The organism is Bacillus sp. FJAT-28004, assembly GCF_001280845.1.
In the GTDB taxonomy this organism is placed as follows: domain Bacteria; phylum Bacillota; class Bacilli; order Paenibacillales; family Paenibacillaceae; genus Pristimantibacillus.
The window spans coordinates 5,146,694-5,163,634 of the sequence record NZ_LGHP01000001.1 but is presented as its reverse complement, the minus strand read 5'-3'; the positions used below and the strand labels follow the sequence as shown (position 1 = coordinate 5,163,634).

Genomic DNA, 16,941 nt, shown 5'->3' with positions numbered 1-16,941 from the left:
GAGCAGTTACTCTCCCAAGCATTCTTCCCTGGCAACAGAGCTTTACGATCCGAAAACCTTCATCACTCACGCGGCGTTGCTCCGTCAGACTTTCGTCCATTGCGGAAGATTCCMTACTGCTGCCTCCCGTAGGAGTCTGGGCCGTGTCTCAGTCCCAGTGTGGCCGATCACCCTCTCAGGTCGGCTACGCATCGTCGCCTTGGTGAGCCGTTACCTCACCAACTAGCTAATGCGCCGCGGGTCCATCTATAAGTGATAGATTKCTCCATCTTTCCCGATTCGATCATGCGACCAWATCGCGTATCCGGTATTAGCATTCGTTTCCGAATGTTATCCMAGTCTTATAGGCAGGTTACCCACGTGTTACTCACCCGTCCGCCGCTAAGTATCAGAGGTGCAAGCACCTCATCAACTCCGCTCGACTTGCATGTATTAGGCACGCCGCCAGCGTTCGTCCTGAGCCAGGATCAAACTCTCCAAATTGGTGTTTGAAATGCTCATTACTTTTTTATCGCTTTTTCGCTTATCCCGAAGGATTTGCGAGGCAGTTATTACTCGTTGTTCAGTTTTCAAAGAGCAATCTTTTCTTTCGTGTCAACCGCGTATTTCGTATCGGCGACTTTTATAATATATCACATTCGCCTATCTCTTTGCAAGTACTTTTTTTCGTTATTCGACATTTTTTTTAAGTTGTCGTTTTCGCGATTATGTTTCCTGTAAAAGCGGCGAGTACTAATATATCATCTGATACTCATATAAGTCAAGCATGTTTTTGTTTTTTTCTTTCTATAAAAAGAAGCGCTTGTTTGCCTCTATAAAGATAGGCATTACAAGCGCTTCTACTATTATAAATACTTGAATGACTAATTTGTTTTCACGTTACTCATGTATCTAAGTTCAAGTGCACCTATATCTCCTGCTTCATTCATAACAGCAACCTCGCGAATGTACTCCCGCTTCACCAGCTTTTGGAGGACAAGCGACAAATCACCATGCAGTATATTTAATGTAGATTGTGATTGCAATTCCGCAATACTCCAAGGCTCTTCGCGACTGCTTAGTATATTAAACAATAACGCGCAGCTTGTTTTCATTTTGCTCATGACGGAGAATTCGCAGCCAAGCATAACTAATTGTACCCTTTGCTCCAAAGTTTCAGGACTAACCGTTAGCTCCTCATAAAGCTTATATATTCCTGGGTGAACTCGCTTCAGCTGTTTCCACACCGTGAGTTCAGGATGACGTCCTTCTTCTATTAGAGCAATATGAGCCCAATGATGCAACGCAGTTAGCACATGACTGTAAGCATCCAGCAAATGACCATCCAATAGATCCTGCTTTGCTTGCAAATACGTTCTTAAGAAACCCGTAAATTCAGCAAACTGCTTTTGCTCCCGCATTGAATCAGGAAACTGAAGCAGACGTTCACGAACACTGCTTAGATAGCCGTCGCGATCCACCAAGATCTCCCCCCGAACTAGCCACTCGATAATATTACGGTTTTCACCGCAAGACAACCATTCATTCAATCCATTCGAATCAATGGTTCGAATCAATACCCGTTGATCCTCGATTTGGACATGTTCCGTATCATTTCGGTCAATGTTTTCATCCATTACAACAAGTACTAATGAATCTAATCCATCAGCTAATGGATTATAAGGATATGGGTTTTCAATAACAGCCAAACCGATTAAATGAGGTTCATCTCGATAGCTGCCCGAGAAGTACGCTTTTATATGTTCCACTGGTTCCTCCATATAGCTAATCACATTTTATTACGCTATAATAATATTCTACAGTTTTATTCTTTTTCGACAGGTTGGAGGCACATTCCTGCTTACTAACTCAGAAACTGTCTCAAAATCATAAGTCATTTGTCATAGGAAGGGTATGAATGCATGAATAAGTTCTTTTTTAAGTCAGCCAAAATCAATGAATTCCGTCTATGGGGACTCGTTTTCACCCTCGTTGGCATGGGGGTAATGATTCTCGGCACAGCTGGCATTGTATTTATGGGACAAGCAGGAAAAATTATTGCTGCCATCTTCATGGTAATCGGCATGATCTCCTTGTTAATCAGCGTAGCAGTTTACTTCTGGGCTGGCATGATGTCAACAAGCGCTACAATGCTCCAGTGTCCAGAATGCGCACGTCCTACCAAAATGCTAGGAAAAACCGATCGCTGTATGTATTGTAAAACGATGCTTACTCTTGATCCTGCTCAAGCAACAACTAGTCCTTCTGAACAGCAAGTATAGCCTATAAGGAATATACGGTTGTCTCTTCATTAGGAAACAAAGTTTATCTGCAATGAGAGTTAATAGCGCAAGGGATAGTTAACTTTGGTCGTTGTAATAATAAAGAAACGCCTCCTCCATGTTTTTCGCATGAGAGGAGGCGTTTCTTTTTTTATATACCTATTCAATTATAAATGGATTATGGCCTAGTCTTAAGGGAATCGTCAATCGATTTCCAAATCGCTTCTGTCTGGAATGCACGCTGCCATGTTGCTACACCCGCTAAATCATATTTACGTGCAAGCTTTACTCGAGCTTTAATGGAGACTTCATCTTCAATCCATATTCGCATCAGATTTCCATCTTCCGTATATTCCACGTAATTCTGACCTGCCTTCGCATCAAATACCGGCTTGAGCTTCTTAGTAGTAATAATTTCATTAACCTTCTTCATACCAACTGCCTTTGAGGAAACGTCTACTTTACCGTCTTCCCCCTTCTTCTCTGTCCATATTCGGGTATAGAGCGGCATGCTGAGAATGAGCTTGTTCGCTGGAACGGCGTCCTCCTGCATAATACGAAGGAGAGAACTCTCCGTCCAAGGCAATGAAGCGACTGAGCCTGATTTCGGGCTTGCTGCCCAATGCTCATCATAAGCCATCACCATCATATAATCTACAACATTGCCAAGCGCCGCACGATCAAGAAATAGCGACCACATTTCACTATTCGACTTGGGGGTTACGTCAACAGATACAACCAAGCCTTGCTCATGTAAAAGCGGGGTCAGCTCACGTACAAACTGTACGAAATTAGCCTTATCGGAAGTGTGTACATTCTCAAAATCCAAATTGATCCCTTGCAATCCGTACACCTGAGCAAAACCAATCAGCTGCTGTATCATTGAAAATCGTGTTTCCACTGTCGCTAATGCCTTTGTCGTTCGATCAGGCTCAAAGCTATTGCTAAACAGCGCCCAAATTTGCATACCTTGCTGATGAGCCCATTTGACATAAGCAGGATCGGCCTTGCCTTTAATTGTTCCTTTGTCGTCGGCCAATTCAAACCAGGTAGGACTAACTACATTTACACCCTGCATTGGTGCTATTTTGGCAGTATCTATTTTCCGTTGGTAAACAGCTTCCCAAGTCATATTAATTTTATTGCCGAGAACTTTCCAAGCTATAAAAGGAGGCTCTGATGCTTGCTCGGGCATTTTCTCAATTGATGTAAGTTTGACATCTTTCTTATTCATGAAACCAATGAGGCCTTCGCTGTTTTGGACAAGCAGCCAACCGTCCTGCTCTTTCCAAATTCTTATTGTCTGTGATTGAGGAACTTTTTGAACAAACGGCGCCCGTATGGTCGATTCGGTTCGAATAGCTGCACCCTTCTCAGGAGTTGCCTCCGCAAGTTGAACCATGTCTCCTGCTTTCAGTAGAGTTACTGTTCCTGTCTCTTTTACGAATTCTACTTGCAGCCCATATAACTCCTTCAAAGGTTCTGCAGGAATATAGACCGTCTCATTAGATGTTTCTGCTGTAATCGTTAAATCATATGGCTTTTGGTTGATGGTTGCCGTTAAAGAATCTGTCTTAAGATGGAGTACCTTATTAGCAGTTGTCAAAATGATGGAGCCAGAATCAGGCTCATATCTTATAGGCTTGTCCTCTCCCAGTACCTGTTCCAGCACGGAAAGTGGCAGTTTCACCTCATTATTTTCAATAATAGCACCTTGCTCCGCTTCAACACCTCGAAATAATATTGGATACTCTGAATTATAAATTGGATCTATCTTCTCATTATTAGGAATAAAGCGCATATACCCATACCAACTAAAGACAGCTATTACTCCTAACAAAAACAATAATATTATACTCCGAACACCTCGATTGCCTCTTCGACGTGGCGCTCGGTTGTAAATCGTTTCCAAGTCATCACTCTCCTGTACGGTAACTTCTATTCGACTATGGCAAGCAAAAACGCCTTCAGCGTCCTCTGGATGCTGAAGCAGCTTTGACGGAGAAATATAAGCCCTTTATAAGCTAACAAACTTATAAATTCTTCTATTTTAATAAAAAACGTGCAGATTAGCGTTGAATCGCTTCCCGGCACGTTCTTGTAGGCATAACGCCAATTATTTCGCTGATTTAGTGTTACAAGACGAGCAAACACCGTAAATTTCCATCCGATGTCCTTCAACCACGAAACCGGTTACTCGCGATGCCGTCCGTTCTACTTCGAGCAGTGGTGGATAATTAAAATCGACGATCGAACCGCAAGTTTTGCAAATGGCATGATAATGATCGGATAAATCCGAATCAAAACGACTTGAATCATCGCCATAAGTCAGTTCACGCACTAATCCAGCTTCTACAAATAAACGCAGATTGTTATATATGGTAGCTACGCTCATACTCGGGTAAATTGGTGAGAGCGCTTTATAAATTTCATCTGCAGTCGGATGAGACATGGAGTCCATCAAGTAGCTTAATATGGCGTGACGTTGCGGGGTCATTCGGACGCCATTCATCTTCAGTTGCTCAAGTGCTAAGTTAACGCTGGCTCCCAATCCCCTCACGCCCTTCCTTAAAGTTGTTAAAACTATTGTACGTTCTAATTTAAGAGTTTGTCAATGAAAGCGCCTTTTTAGAACTGCCCAATTTGCTTGATTGCAATGCTGTTCGTAGCATTAATCTGAATCCGGAAAGTGCCTTCGCCTATAGTGCCTCTTATTGTTTTCTTACTTACCTCAAGCGGCAGTTCAGTCATAATATTACCGAAAGTTACCGATCCGTAAACCGTAAAATGACCATTCCCCGGCATTGCAAGCTTTACCTCACCTACGGAGCTATCAAGATCCCAGTCTCCGCCAACTGTAGCGCTGCTCAGCTCAATGTTCCCGTTAAGCGTATCTGCTTTAACCGAACCACCGGTATCGTCTATTTTAATTTTACCATTCTTCGTTTCAGCTTCAATGTTTCCTTCAATCTGCTTGATCTCCAAACTTCCATTGAGCGTATTGGCATAAAGTTTTCCTTGAATGGAAGCTGCAGTAATCGTACCATTTTTCGTTTCAAGGTTGGTGTCACCGGTTATGCTATTAACAGTAATACCACCATTGTTACCTTTGACGGAAATAGAACCTTTAATGTTGCTTACGGAAATAATTCCGCTATTGCTTCGAATCTCAAGGCCTCCTGGCAGCGTCAAATTTTTTATATCAATTGAACCATTCCCTGATTCCACCTTCATCTCCAGGACCGGCTTCTGTTTATCTGTATTCTGTGGCGGTTGTTCAGATGTATCATTTAGGGTTGTATCTGATTCAATAGTCTCCCCAGTTGCGACCTCAGAACTCAAATCAGCGCCAGATTCTAACGGAGTTTCTGGATTTCCAACGTTATTAACATCTATATTCTCTAGGTTCAATTCTGGTGGTGATTCTGCCCGCTGTTGTTCAACCTGCACCTGATCCGATAACGACATCGGTACCGTAACGGTCATATTCATTCTCGGTTTTCTGCTGCCATTTGCACCATAGGTTTGACCCTTCGCCTCCAGCATAACTTCCGCACCCGGATTAATTTTGACAGTTGATTGTTCTGCGATGGTATCCGCTTCTGTTTTGTCGAGTACATCAACCCATATTGCGGTCATAAGTTCAATTTCCTGTACGTCACCTGATCGAATGGTTACTTGCCCATTGGGATTAACAATACGAATATTAGAAATCGCCTCATCTAAGGGAACTTTAATGATAGCCTTCTCGTAATGAAAACCCTTCTCTTCTCCGAATTCCACCGTCCCTTTCAAATCAACATTAAATTGATCCAGCCAGCGATAAGGAATATCTGCATATTGGGTTACAACGTACGCGGTCAAAGAAATCGCAACAGCGATCATGGCGCCAGCTACATCGAATCGAAGCTTTTTCTCTATATCTTTAAACTTTATGCTGTATAGTATGATTTCTAAACCTAACAATATAAAAATAACCGGCCACCATTGACCTAGCAATGAAATATCATTTCGACCTTGAATTTGATCCCATAAAAGTAATACTCCTACGGTCAGTACAAGTGCCGCTGCAGTAAAGCGTCCTAGCTTAAACATAGTAACGCCTCCTTTCCGTGAACGTGACAGCAGCACTATTGAAGCCATTATAATAATCGGACCCACACAAAACTCCGCTAACTCATTCATCCAGGGCAGGATCGCTTGTGGAGGCTTTACTAAAATTAGCATTATGCTTCCAGCAGCTAAAAGTAAAATACCATGCGTAAGTTTTAGGGCTACAGGTCTGTAATTATTCACTTCCGCGCTTTGCAAGGAATCAAACACGCTAATAAAATAAAAAATGGGCAGCATAATGCCTAAATACACGATCAAAAGCAAATGTCTGCCGCCATCCGAATCGGCTAATCGAACAATAGCCGTTAAATCCAGCCAAAAGGCCGCTATTAGCAATAATCCTTTCGGATGTTGTCCCGTATACATATGCCCCGCTCCGGGCATAGCAAACGCGAATAATACGGTGAGAAGCCTGTTTTTCATTCGTTTTATTCTGAGCTGACCCAACGTACACCCTCCAAGTGCTTTATTTTATCGAGGAGCACAAGCAATGCTTCTGATTTAGGCAAGGTAATATACACCTGCAGCATAATCTGCTCACCTTCCTCATCTCCCTCGCATTCTTCCAGCAGCATTTTTCTCAAAACGATTTTCCGATCAGTCAGCAAGCTATTTAATTCAAGCATAGCTTGAGATAAATTATTAGCTTTTATTTTTAGCAAATGCTCCTTCTTTGCACTTATATACCTTTTCTCCAGCTTATTAAACGCCCATAACGTAACAAGAACCATAATCGTTGCGGTAGCCGATGCAAAATAAAAGCCCGCACCAACCGCTAATCCAATCGCCGAAACGACCCATAGCGATGCAGCTGTCGTTAAACCCGTAATTGATTTACCGGTAAATAATATAGTACCTGCACCTAAAAAACCTATGCCTGTAATAACCGCGGCTGCAAGACGCGCTGGATCAACCCGTACGTTAGGTTCGTCAACAAATGCTGAAAAACCGTACATGGAGAGCAGCATCAACAAGCAAGAGCCCAAGCAGACTAAAATATTGGTGCGAAGTCCTGCAGCATGATTCGACTGCTCACGCTCGAAGCCAACAAGGCCGCCTAACAGTAAGGCAAGGAGCAGCCTTAATAAAATATGGAGTTCACTAATGTACCACGGATTATGAAACGAATTTAGTAACATTCGCAATCCCGACCTTTCTATATTCGCTATTGTAACATAATTGTATGCAGCATATGGAGCTTACAGGTCTCCTGTCCATAGCGATGATCAAAAAGAAAGACGCGGCTCATCGTGTCGATGAACCGCGTCTTTTTTTGTGCTATCGCACTTATTTCAAGCGCTCTACAAGCAGCTTATTCACGAGTGCTGGATTTGCTTTCCCTCTTGATTCCTTCATGATCTGTCCAACAAGGAAACCGATCGCTTTTTCTTTGCCAGCTCTGTAATCTTCGACCGATTGCGGATTCGCTTCTACGATCTGATTGACAATGGCTTGAATGGCGCCTTCGTCGCTAATTTGAACGAGGCCCTGTTCCTCTACGATCTGTTGCGGCAGCTTGCCCGACTCCAACATCGCTTTAAATACGGTTTTGGCGATTTTTCCGTTGATTGTGCCTTTTTCAAGCAAGCCAATCATTTCGCCAAGTCCTTGTCCGGTAATTTTTACATCGGTAATTTCCTGACCGTTAGCATTTAAATAGCCAAGCAGATCACCCATGATCCAATTCGATACGGATTTGGCATCCTTCGTGTAGGAAAGGCTTTCCTCGAAGAAATCAGCCAGCTTCTTAGATGAAGTAATTACTTCAGCATCATATGAAGGCAAGCTGTAATCAGCCGTATATCTTGCCTTGCGTGCATCAGGCAATTCTGGAATCGTCGCACGAATGTTTTGCTTCCATTCTTCGCTAATATGCAGCTGTACAAGATCCGGGTCCGGGAAGTAGCGGTAATCATGTGCTTCTTCTTTGCCGCGCATCGAGAAGGACTTACCCAGTGCATCATCAAAACGACGCGTCTCCTGAATAACCTCTCCGCCACTGTCGAGAATTTCCGCTTGGCGGATCTGTTCATACTCAAGACCGCGCTGAACGCCGCGGAAAGAGTTCATGTTCTTAAGCTCGGCACGTGTTCCAAATTCCTCTTGTCCATATGGACGAAGGCTTATGTTTGCATCACAACGCAAGCTGCCTTCTTCCATCTTCACATCAGAAACATCGCAATACTGCATGATCGCTTTGATTTTCTCCAGATAAGCTTTCGCTTCCTCAGGTGTGCGGATATCGGGCTCGGATACGATCTCAATTAGTGGAGTACCGACACGGTTGAAGTCGACTAGTGATGCATAACCGCCGTCAACGTGAGTCAATTTGCCTGCATCCTCTTCAAGGTGCAGCCTTGTGATTCCAATTCGTTTTGTCTCGCCATTAACTTCAATATCAATCCAGCCATGTTCGCCGACCGGTTGATCGAATTGCGAAATCTGATACGCTTTAGGCGAATCTGGATAAAAGTAGTTTTTACGGTCAAACTTGCTGATATCAGCAATCTGACAGTTAAGAGCCATTGCCGCCTTCATTGCATATTCAACAGCTTGGCGATTCAATACCGGCAAAACGCCGGGATGTCCAAGACATACTGGACAGGTATGGGTATTCGGCGGCGCACCGAAAGCTGTAGAACAGCCGCAAAAGATTTTACTATTTGTATGCAGCTCCACATGGACTTCCAGCCCGACAACCGTCTCGTATTTGTTCGGTTCAGACATTCGTATCGATCCCTTCGTAAACGTATATATGTCCGCTTATAGCTGCGGACGTTGTTTATGATGCTCTGTATGCTGCTCGAACGCATGAGCGGCGCGCAGCACCGTCGATTCGTCGAACGCTTTCCCGATAATTTGCAAGCCAATCGGCAAACCATCTGCCGTTCCGCATGGAACACTAATAGCAGGAACGCCAGCCAAGCTTACCGGTATCGTACAGATATCGTTTAAATACATCGTTAATGGATCTCCGACCTGCTCTCCGATTCGGAACGCAGGTGTCGGAGCCGTAGGTCCGATGATAAGATCATACTCATTAAACACTTGGTCAAAGTCCTGCTTAATAAGTGTCCGCACCTTCTGTGCTTTCAAATAATAAGCATCATAGTATCCGGAGCTAAGGGCATAAGTTCCAAGCATAATCCGACGTTTAACTTCAGCGCCAAATCCTTCGCTGCGAGATTTCTTATACAAATCAATTAGATTTGCAGGATCTTCCGCACGTACGCCGTAACGTACTCCGTCAAAGCGAGCTAGATTTGAAGAGGCTTCCGAAGAGGCAAGCAAATAGTAAGTAGCGATCGCATAATCTGTATGCGGAAGCGAAACCTCTTCCCAAGTTGCGCCGAGTGATTCATAAACCGCTAGCGCTTTAAGCACTGCTTCCTTCACACGCGGATCAATACCCGCTCCCAGATATTCTTTAGGCACGCCAATGCGCAAGCCTTTTACATCTCCTGTAAGAGCTGCTGTGTAGTCTGGAATATCCACATTCGCAGATGTAGAGTCGCTTGCGTCATAACCAGCAATAGCTTGCAGCACAAATGCGGAGTCTTCAACATTTTTGGTAAGCGGGCCGATTTGGTCTAAAGAAGATGCGAACGCAACTAGTCCAAAGCGTGACACGAGGCCATAGGTTGGTTTGAGTCCAACGATACCGCAATAGGCTGCTGGCTGACGAATCGAGCCACCGGTGTCGGAGCCAAGCGAGAAATAAACTTGTCCAGCAGCAACTGAAGCCGCCGAGCCGCCGCTTGAACCGCCAGGCACATAATCCGTATTCCATGGATTGCGAGTTGGATAGAAACTGGAGTTCTCATTTGAACCGCCCATTGCAAATTCGTCCATGTTCAGCTTGCCAATCGTTACCGACTGAGCTGATTTCAGCTTGCGAACCACAGTCGCATCATAGATAGGATTGTAATTGCTTAAGAACTGACTCGCACAAGTTGTCAGTAGACCTTCAGTCACAATATTATCCTTAACACCCGCCGGCAATCCAAATAATAAACCTTGCTCGCCGCCATCTTGCAATTGCTTGTCCAGCTCGGAAGCCTGCAAGCGTGCATTCTCTTCATTTAATGTTATAAAAGCCTTAATAGCAGGCTCAGTTTCCGCAATTCTCGCAAATGATGCGCTAACCAGCTCAGAAACAGATAGTTCCTTATTGTTAAGCTTGTTATGTACATCCTGCAGGCGCAAATCAAACAGTGCCAACAGTAGTTCCTCCCTTCAAATTAAACCCATTCGTATTATTCAAGCACCGCAGGTACTTTAAATTGTCCTTCTTCTTCATCAGGCGCATTCAGCAAAACCTTCTCGATTGGCAGCGATGGGCGTTTCTCATCCGCACGCATAACATTCGTTATAGGGAGCACATGGCTGGTCGGCTCAACATTTTCCGTGTCCAAGCCTTCAAGCTTTTCAGCATATTTCAAAATCGCATTGAGCTGCTCCGTAAACTGATCCTTTTCCGAATCGGAAAGCTCTAACCGCGCCAGTCTTGCTACATGGTCTACGTCCTTAGGTGAAATGCTCATCAGGTATTCTTCCTTTCCTATTCCTGTAATCATTCTTCCTATTATATCTCACATACAGGGATAACATCAATGTAAACGGTAAATCACTTCCTGATTCCAGTCATTGCGCAATGTGGTAACTCCTTCCACGGTTCATAACATTTCGTCCATTTTATCACCTCATGCTCACATAAATCTCTATAATTCAGCGCACAAAAAAAGACTGTTCCGCAGTCAACAAAGTGACATACAGGACAGTCCAAAATGAAAAACTATAAGAGTTTAGATCCAAGCCTTTAAATTAACCTGACGTATAAAGTCCGCTGGGCTGAGCGTCTCCGTAACCGTAGTTTCAGGCTCCGCTTCCGCTTCTTCTCCGCCGTTCATAATCCGCTTAAACAATTCCTCATTATGTGTAGCAAGAGCAAAATCAATTAATGCCTCTCTTTCAATGCGGTCAACTTCATCTTGAATAAGCACTTCTTCAAGCTCCACATCTTCATCAGGAATAAGGAAATTACGATTCGCAGAGGGTACTCTCAGCACGTAATCAAATACATTATCCGCATTGCGGTCATAAGCTATAATATAACCATGTTCCCCGATGGGCAGGTTTTGTTCATATTGGTCAGCCACAATGACGACCTTTGTGCCTAGTTGTAGCATCGTCCTCAACTCCTGTTTCTTCGTCGCTGATTCTTTCACTACTATCCTACTAAAAAATAATAGCGGTGTCCAATCGAAGAGAGTTGATAGACTGACCATTTATATTATTCGACAGCTGAACTTCTACGAAGAACCGTTGCCGATAAGCAAATAGACGCTGCAATACATATAAACGTAATAAGGATCGACCACCCGAATCGACTATTATTTTCAATGCCTGATACTACTGCTTGATAAGCGAAGCCGCTTAATGCGCCTGGGCTCCAGCCTAATACTTTAGGAAATAGTCCTGTCAGAAGGGACAGTAAGACAGTTCCTCCCAGTGCCGAGAACGCCGCAGCAGCCGGACTCCGAAGCAGAGAGCTGAAGAGGAGCGTTATCGTCACTACAAAGGTGAGCCATAATCCATAGATAAGCAAGCTGTTAAACACCTTATCGATTGGAACTTCACCGATCAGTAAACCCGTATAATACCAAGATGCAAGATATCCGGCGATAAATGAGCCCCATGTAAGTAAAACCATAGCCGTCCATTTGGAGCTGATGTAGGAAATTACGGAAATCGGCTTCACGAGAATGAGCGATGCCGCGCCGCTGATTCGCTCACCTGACACTGCACCCATACAAACTAGCACGAGAACAAGAACGCCTAGCGTACCGAATTGCTGCAGTGTTTGTGCGAGCACTTCGGTGCCCAGCGGCTTAGGCATATCGATAACCGTTCCGTCTGGCAAGCTGCCGGCCTTCTCTAATATGACTGGCATGAAATAGGTTGATACCGGCTGCATAATGCCAAGCAATATAAATACTAGCGGCACCCATAGCAGCTTAAAGCTTCGCATAAGTTCAAGAAGCTCCTTTTGGGCCATAACGATGTATCGAGTAAAGCTTGAAGTCCCCGCAGAATGAACGGCAATGGACTGTAAATGATCTACGTTTTTTGTACTCATGCAGTCACCACCCTCATAAATAGATCCTCCAACGATGAGTGACCAATTTCCAATCTACTTACCTTAATCTGTTCCTTCGTCAATTCCTCGAGCAAATTCCGTCTAGCCGCATCCACTTCGTTTACAGTAAAACGTGCAATACCATTCTGCATTTGAACATCTTGAAACAAACCAGTCTCGCTGCCCTTACCGAGTGAAGGAAGGATACGATCCATATAAGAAGATAACCAGCGTTCTGAATTTGCGTCCCGTTCGATCTGTAGCTCAATAATCGGTTTGCGATGTTCATTGCGAATCGTGTCAATAGCTCCTTGCAGCGCGACTTTTCCGTTTCGAATAATGATGACATCATCGCATAGTTCCTCTGCATCATGAAGAACATGAGTAGAAAAGAGTACCGTCGTTTCCCGCTTCAGCTCACGCAGCAATTCGAGCACCTCTCTGCGTCCAATGGGATCAAGTGCTGAAACAGGCTCATCCATAACAAGCAGCTTGGGCTGATGGACAAGTGCTTGTGCAAGGCCAAGGCGCTGCTTCATCCCTCCAGAGTATGAGCCTATCCGCCGCTTAGCAGCAGAAGAAATCCCAACACGATCCAATAGCTCTTTTGCGCGATTTTTGGCTACAGCAGAGCTGAGACCGCATAGTCTCCCCGCGTAAATGACGTATTCCATTCCGGTCATCCAATTATAGAACGACGGTGATTGCGGCAAGTATCCAATTAATGCTCGATGATTGACTGCTTGAGCAGAGCCCATAAACTCCATTTGTCCTCTCGTCTGCTTAAGCAGCCCTGTAATCATCCGAATCGTTGTCGTTTTCCCTGCTCCGTTCGGCCCAAGCAGTGCAACACAGTGACCTGTGGCAATCGTAAAATCGATGCCAGCTACTGCCTCTACTGTACCGAAAGACTTTGCTAATCCCTTCACCTGAAGCAATGCTGTCATCTATCATTTCTCCTTCCTGCAATAAAGAAGGCGATAGGCCCGAATATATTTACAAATATAATAATTAATACCCACATTAGCTTAGGCCCGCGTGTGCTCTCCGCCTTTGCGCATAATACCAATGCAATCACCACTAATATCAATTGAATAACGATTATTGGCGCAATAATAGGCAATATATCCGATAATTCGATTTGATTGTTCATCTAAATGACCCCCTATTCGATTCACAGTAAATGGTTTTCTCGTTTTACTTCTTGCCCTTCCCGCCACCTCGTGGAAACCATCCGCTTCGCACGAAAATGAAATAAAAGATAAGCGGCATCGGCGTCTGAATTAATCCCCATAAACCCCAAAACCAAGGCATACTCTCTCTTTTGCGAGCATCAATAAACAACCAAGTGGACTGGGCTATTAAGACAGAGATGAGTAAAATCCAAGCCCAAATAGGTATGACCTTTAACTCCTCCATGCCCGCACCTTCCTTCGGCCAAACGTAATACTAACAAAACCTATACCTCCTGCTGCAATAACAGCTTGCAATATAGCGAACCATACCCAATTACGGTCAATCATCCACATCATCAATCCGAAAATCAAACATGCTATCAGCCAAAATAACAAAAGATCCTTCCATAGCTTTCTTTTCAATTGTTGTTTATGCGCATCCACCATGTCCTCGAATCGGTGCAGCTCAGGAACATGCGGTACATGAATGGCGTCAAAACGATCCAATGTCTCTTGCAGTTGATTGTCGAACCATTGCTGATCCTCTGTGTCCTCTTTAAGCTTCTTCATGCTCCGTAAGCTCCTTCCGCAGCTGCTTCAAACCATTATGCAGCCTTGATTTTACTGTCCCTACTGGGATATCCAGCATCGAGGAAATTTCCTCTTGTGAATAGCCGTAATAATACTTTAACAATACCGGTATTCGAATATCGCTATTCAGCTCACCTAATGCTTGAAGCGCCTCAGGCCATTCATCTCCTCGCTGCAAAGTATTGTAGCGAATTAACCTCAGCGATTGCTCCTCCTGCACCCAATGCTTCTCAAGCTCGTTTCGACGAATCCGATCAACGACAAGTCTCGATGCTATGGTTATAAGCCAAGTAGAAAATTTGGCTTTGTTCTGAAAGGTCGCTATTTTTTCAATAGCTTTAAGCATCGTTTCCTGTGTTACATCCTCCGCACGCGTTTTGTTCATCGTCACCTTAAGTGCGTATTGGTATAGAAAAGAATAATTTTGTCGCAGCAGTTCAGATAGCGCTCGCGAATCGCCGCGAACCGCTTGCTTAATCAGCTTCGTCTCGTCATGCACGAGCGAGCAACCTCCTCTTTTTCATTCGGTTATAGCTTAGACGGCCCAGTATCCCATTTCGTTCATTCTCTTTTAAATTTTTTTTATAATAATAAAACAACTGCGGAAATAGGAGCTCTTCCGCAGCTGTTGAAATGAAAAGCATATTCTATTGCTTACTATGACTGCGGCTATACCACTTCCATACAGGATCCAAATCTTTATGATCGAGCGATTTCACACGATACTCGAAAGGGCTGCCCATAACGCGTACCGCAATCGTGAACAGATTCTTTTTCTGCTGCCTAATCGTACGTCTTACCCTCATTGTTACAATTTGCGGGCGTCGAATCATATAAGTAGTTCGCGATAAGAATCGATTGCGGAGCGTTAACTGACCTTCACCCAGCTTAACACCCGCCGCGTTATAGCAGCTTTTTCTCCACATAAGAATTAGTGGCAGAAGTATCAGCGACCATATCCCATCCGCTTTAAAAAACACGATTAATGTGGTGCATAAAAGCAAAGTAAGCAATAGCTCAATTCTAACGTAATAAATCAAGGCGCGTTTCGGCGCTCCTGTCAGCTCTGATCTCGAAGGAATTTTCATTTGTGGAACAAAATCATCCAGTACTTTCTGTATATTAGAATATTTGAGGAAAGGATGAAGCATAAGCTGCTCCTTCTTATCCGATGATACGATCTGAAGCTGGATTTCCGCATAACCAATAGCTTGGCGCAGCGGTCCTTCGTTGACAATAACAGCCTGAACCTTCTTCGGGTCAAAAACAAATGATTTTTTCTCAAGCAAGCCATAAGAAACTGCAATCTGTCTGCCATCTCTTTTTATAGAGAAGCCGCTATATTTCAACACATATAATACAATAGACAAAAGCCATGCTACCACTATTCCAATGACGACAACAATAACGATGAGTATGTAACTTGGCATTAAACTCGTTGAATCCTCAACAACTGTCTCAAAAAAGTGATCCGGAAGCAGCTGATTGATAATATCGTCTGCGAATGAAAACAAACCCGCTAAAAACGCCGCTACGAGACCAAAATTAGTTGATGTTGCAGCTGCTTGAAGAAGCTGGGCTGAGGATAGCGTTGTCTCTAACCTATTGCTGCTTGCTACGACATTCGAAGCTTGAGGAGTAAGCGGCTTATTGTTTATTTTTACAACGACCTGCTCGTCTGCCGGCTTATCAACCGCGATTGCTTCAGCAACCGGATCAATCGGCACAGCAGTCGACGACGCTTGTTTTCTAAGCATATACTGAATGTCATTCGCTTCCTTAATGGAGAGGGCCGGCAATACACCATCTGCCTTTTTGTTGCCTCCAGGCGTCTCGATCTTCACCTGTGCAACTCCGAGTATCCGCTGTATAAGCGGTTGCTCGACATTAACGGAATGGATGCGTGTATAGTAGATCGTCTTCTCATCCCTGAACAACAAGCCTTTTCGAATAATAATACGGTCCTCTTCCAGCCAAAAGCCAAAACGCTTCCACTCAAAAAAACTAAAGACTAATAATACGACCGATAAAACAGCTGCGCCTGTATACCAATACCAATTCAGATTAGTCCAGCTCGTCCCTTTCAATACGCCGATCAATATAATGGGAATGAAACCTTTAATCGTATTCAGAAGTCCAAACAATATATAGATTGGATGAAGCGTACGACGATCATTCATCCTGATCATCCACCTTAGCCAAAATTCCAATTTTCCGTTTCAACTGCTCAGCTTCCGACTGCTTCAGACCGCTGATTCGGTGTGTAGTAGCAGCTGTAACAATCGACACGCTAGCCAGATCATACTTGCGCATCAGCGGGCCGCTTTCAAGCTCGACATGCTGAACACGAACCATCGGGACAAGAACATTACTCAAAAAGATAAGGCCTGATTGAATTTCAAGCTCGTCGTCAAATAGCTCATATGAAAATCGTGTATACTTCATTTCTGGAATAACCCAAGTGAACATAATAAAAGAGATGACAAAGATGGATAGCGCAATCCAACCAGGTATTAGTGTCCAATCCCATATCATTGCACACGTAAAATACGCGATGATTAATACGAGAAAAATGCCGTTCGTAATTAGCTCACTGATGCGGTAAACCGTAATATAATCACGATGAAGCCGATTCGTTAACTCTCGATTCATTGCTGTAGTT

At 43.9% G+C, this 16,941-nt stretch carries 18 protein-coding genes and 1 rRNA gene; 1 reads left to right on the top strand and 18 read right to left on the bottom strand.

Annotated features, from left to right (window positions below; genetic code table 11):
• Positions 1 to 483, bottom strand: a 16S ribosomal RNA gene (locus AC787_RS22355); the annotation flags it as partial.
• Between the two features lie 380 nt (positions 484 to 863).
• On the bottom strand, positions 864 to 1,748 hold the full coding sequence (locus AC787_RS22350) for a nucleotidyltransferase-like protein (protein WP_054026806.1): 885 nt from the start codon (positions 1,746 to 1,748) through the stop codon (positions 864 to 866).
• A 153-nt stretch (positions 1,749 to 1,901) separates the two neighbouring features.
• Here AC787_RS22350 and AC787_RS22345 point away from each other — a divergent pair, with 153 nt between their 5' ends.
• Positions 1,902 to 2,261, top strand: a complete 360-nt coding sequence (locus AC787_RS22345) for a YgzB family protein (protein ID WP_054026805.1) — start codon at positions 1,902 to 1,904, stop codon at positions 2,259 to 2,261.
• Positions 2,262 to 2,439: 178 nt separating this feature from the next.
• Here the strand turns inward: AC787_RS22345 and AC787_RS22340 are convergent, their stop codons facing one another.
• The 16 genes from AC787_RS22340 to AC787_RS22265 form a co-directional block, all read right to left on the bottom strand.
• Positions 2,440 to 4,173 (bottom strand): glycosyl hydrolase family 18 protein, encoded by a 1,734-nt coding sequence (locus AC787_RS22340; RefSeq protein ID WP_054026804.1) that lies wholly within the window; start codon positions 4,171 to 4,173, stop codon positions 2,440 to 2,442.
• Between the two features lie 204 nt (positions 4,174 to 4,377).
• Positions 4,378 to 4,812, bottom strand: coding sequence for a peroxide-responsive transcriptional repressor PerR (perR, locus tag AC787_RS22335; RefSeq protein ID WP_082360908.1), 435 nt, complete (start codon positions 4,810 to 4,812; stop codon positions 4,378 to 4,380).
• Positions 4,813 to 4,889: 77 nt separating this feature from the next.
• Positions 4,890 to 6,821 (bottom strand): DUF4097 family beta strand repeat-containing protein, encoded by a 1,932-nt coding sequence (locus tag AC787_RS22330; protein WP_054026803.1) that lies wholly within the window; start codon positions 6,819 to 6,821, stop codon positions 4,890 to 4,892.
• Positions 6,803 to 7,513 (bottom strand): MgtC/SapB family protein, encoded by a 711-nt coding sequence (locus tag AC787_RS22325; protein ID WP_054026802.1) that lies wholly within the window; start codon positions 7,511 to 7,513, stop codon positions 6,803 to 6,805. The genes AC787_RS22330 and AC787_RS22325 overlap by 19 nt, the downstream gene beginning before the upstream one ends.
• Before the next feature lie 148 nt (positions 7,514 to 7,661).
• Positions 7,662 to 9,101 carry an Asp-tRNA(Asn)/Glu-tRNA(Gln) amidotransferase subunit GatB gene (gene gatB, locus AC787_RS22320; protein ID WP_054026801.1) on the bottom strand — a complete coding sequence of 480 codons (1,440 nt, stop codon included), beginning with the start codon at positions 9,099 to 9,101 and terminating at the stop codon, positions 7,662 to 7,664.
• A 36-nt stretch (positions 9,102 to 9,137) separates the two neighbouring features.
• A complete protein-coding gene (gatA, locus tag AC787_RS22315; protein ID WP_054026800.1) occupies positions 9,138 to 10,595 on the bottom strand; it encodes an Asp-tRNA(Asn)/Glu-tRNA(Gln) amidotransferase subunit GatA in 1,458 nt (485 codons plus the stop codon).
• Between the two features lie 35 nt (positions 10,596 to 10,630).
• Entirely contained in the window at positions 10,631 to 10,918 is a 288-nt protein-coding gene (gatC, locus tag AC787_RS22310; protein ID WP_054026799.1) for an Asp-tRNA(Asn)/Glu-tRNA(Gln) amidotransferase subunit GatC, read from the bottom strand.
• A 261-nt stretch (positions 10,919 to 11,179) separates the two neighbouring features.
• Complete coding sequence (locus AC787_RS22305; RefSeq protein ID WP_054026798.1) at positions 11,180 to 11,563, bottom strand: hypothetical protein; 384 nt, start codon at positions 11,561 to 11,563, stop codon at positions 11,180 to 11,182.
• A gap of 104 nt (positions 11,564 to 11,667) precedes the next feature.
• Entirely contained in the window at positions 11,668 to 12,513 is an 846-nt protein-coding gene (locus tag AC787_RS22300) for an ABC transporter permease (protein WP_054026797.1), read from the bottom strand.
• Entirely contained in the window at positions 12,510 to 13,460 is a 951-nt protein-coding gene (locus AC787_RS22295; protein ID WP_054026796.1) for an ATP-binding cassette domain-containing protein, read from the bottom strand. The genes AC787_RS22300 and AC787_RS22295 overlap by 4 nt, the downstream gene beginning before the upstream one ends.
• Positions 13,457 to 13,666: a PLD nuclease N-terminal domain-containing protein gene (locus AC787_RS22290; protein ID WP_054026795.1), complete on the bottom strand. Its 210-nt coding sequence runs from the start codon at positions 13,664 to 13,666 to the stop codon at positions 13,457 to 13,459. The genes AC787_RS22295 and AC787_RS22290 overlap by 4 nt, the downstream gene beginning before the upstream one ends.
• A gap of 44 nt (positions 13,667 to 13,710) precedes the next feature.
• Positions 13,711 to 13,932, bottom strand: coding sequence for a hypothetical protein (locus tag AC787_RS22285; protein WP_054026794.1), 222 nt, complete (start codon positions 13,930 to 13,932; stop codon positions 13,711 to 13,713).
• Entirely contained in the window at positions 13,920 to 14,258 is a 339-nt protein-coding gene (locus AC787_RS22280; RefSeq protein ID WP_054026793.1) for a YxlC family protein, read from the bottom strand. The genes AC787_RS22285 and AC787_RS22280 overlap by 13 nt, the downstream gene beginning before the upstream one ends.
• Positions 14,245 to 14,778, bottom strand: a complete 534-nt coding sequence (gene sigY / locus AC787_RS22275; RefSeq protein ID WP_054026792.1) for an RNA polymerase sigma factor SigY — start codon at positions 14,776 to 14,778, stop codon at positions 14,245 to 14,247. Before sigY ends, AC787_RS22280 begins: the two co-directional genes overlap by 14 nt.
• 148 nt (positions 14,779 to 14,926) lie before the next feature.
• On the bottom strand, positions 14,927 to 16,459 hold the full coding sequence (locus tag AC787_RS22270; protein WP_054026791.1) for a PH domain-containing protein: 1,533 nt from the start codon (positions 16,457 to 16,459) through the stop codon (positions 14,927 to 14,929).
• Positions 16,452 to 16,931 (bottom strand): PH domain-containing protein, encoded by a 480-nt coding sequence (locus tag AC787_RS22265; protein ID WP_054026790.1) that lies wholly within the window; start codon positions 16,929 to 16,931, stop codon positions 16,452 to 16,454. Before AC787_RS22265 ends, AC787_RS22270 begins: the two co-directional genes overlap by 8 nt.
• Positions 16,932 to 16,941 lie beyond the last annotated feature (10 nt).

Coding starts and splice junctions, on each gene's coding strand:
- AC787_RS22345 (WP_054026805.1), top strand. CDS start 1,902: ATGAATAAGTTCTTTTTTAAGTCAGCCAAAATCAATGAATTCCGTCTA.
- AC787_RS22325 (WP_054026802.1), bottom strand. CDS start 7,513: ATGTTACTAAATTCGTTTCATAATCCGTGGTACATTAGTGAACTCCAT.
- gatB (WP_054026801.1), bottom strand. CDS start 9,101: ATGTCTGAACCGAACAAATACGAGACGGTTGTCGGGCTGGAAGTCCAT.
- gatC (WP_054026799.1), bottom strand. CDS start 10,918: ATGAGCATTTCACCTAAGGACGTAGACCATGTAGCAAGACTGGCGCGG.
- AC787_RS22305 (WP_054026798.1), bottom strand. CDS start 11,563: ATGCTACAACTAGGCACAAAGGTCGTCATTGTGGCTGACCAATATGAA.
- AC787_RS22300 (WP_054026797.1), bottom strand. CDS start 12,513: ATGAGTACAAAAAACGTAGATCATTTACAGTCCATTGCCGTTCATTCT.
- AC787_RS22295 (WP_054026796.1), bottom strand. CDS start 13,460: ATGACAGCATTGCTTCAGGTGAAGGGATTAGCAAAGTCTTTCGGTACA.
- AC787_RS22290 (WP_054026795.1), bottom strand. CDS start 13,666: ATGAACAATCAAATCGAATTATCGGATATATTGCCTATTATTGCGCCA.
- AC787_RS22285 (WP_054026794.1), bottom strand. CDS start 13,932: ATGGAGGAGTTAAAGGTCATACCTATTTGGGCTTGGATTTTACTCATC.
- AC787_RS22280 (WP_054026793.1), bottom strand. CDS start 14,258: ATGAAGAAGCTTAAAGAGGACACAGAGGATCAGCAATGGTTCGACAAT.
- AC787_RS22270 (WP_054026791.1), bottom strand. CDS start 16,459: ATGAATGATCGTCGTACGCTTCATCCAATCTATATATTGTTTGGACTT.
- AC787_RS22265 (WP_054026790.1), bottom strand. CDS start 16,931: ATGAATCGAGAGTTAACGAATCGGCTTCATCGTGATTATATTACGGTT.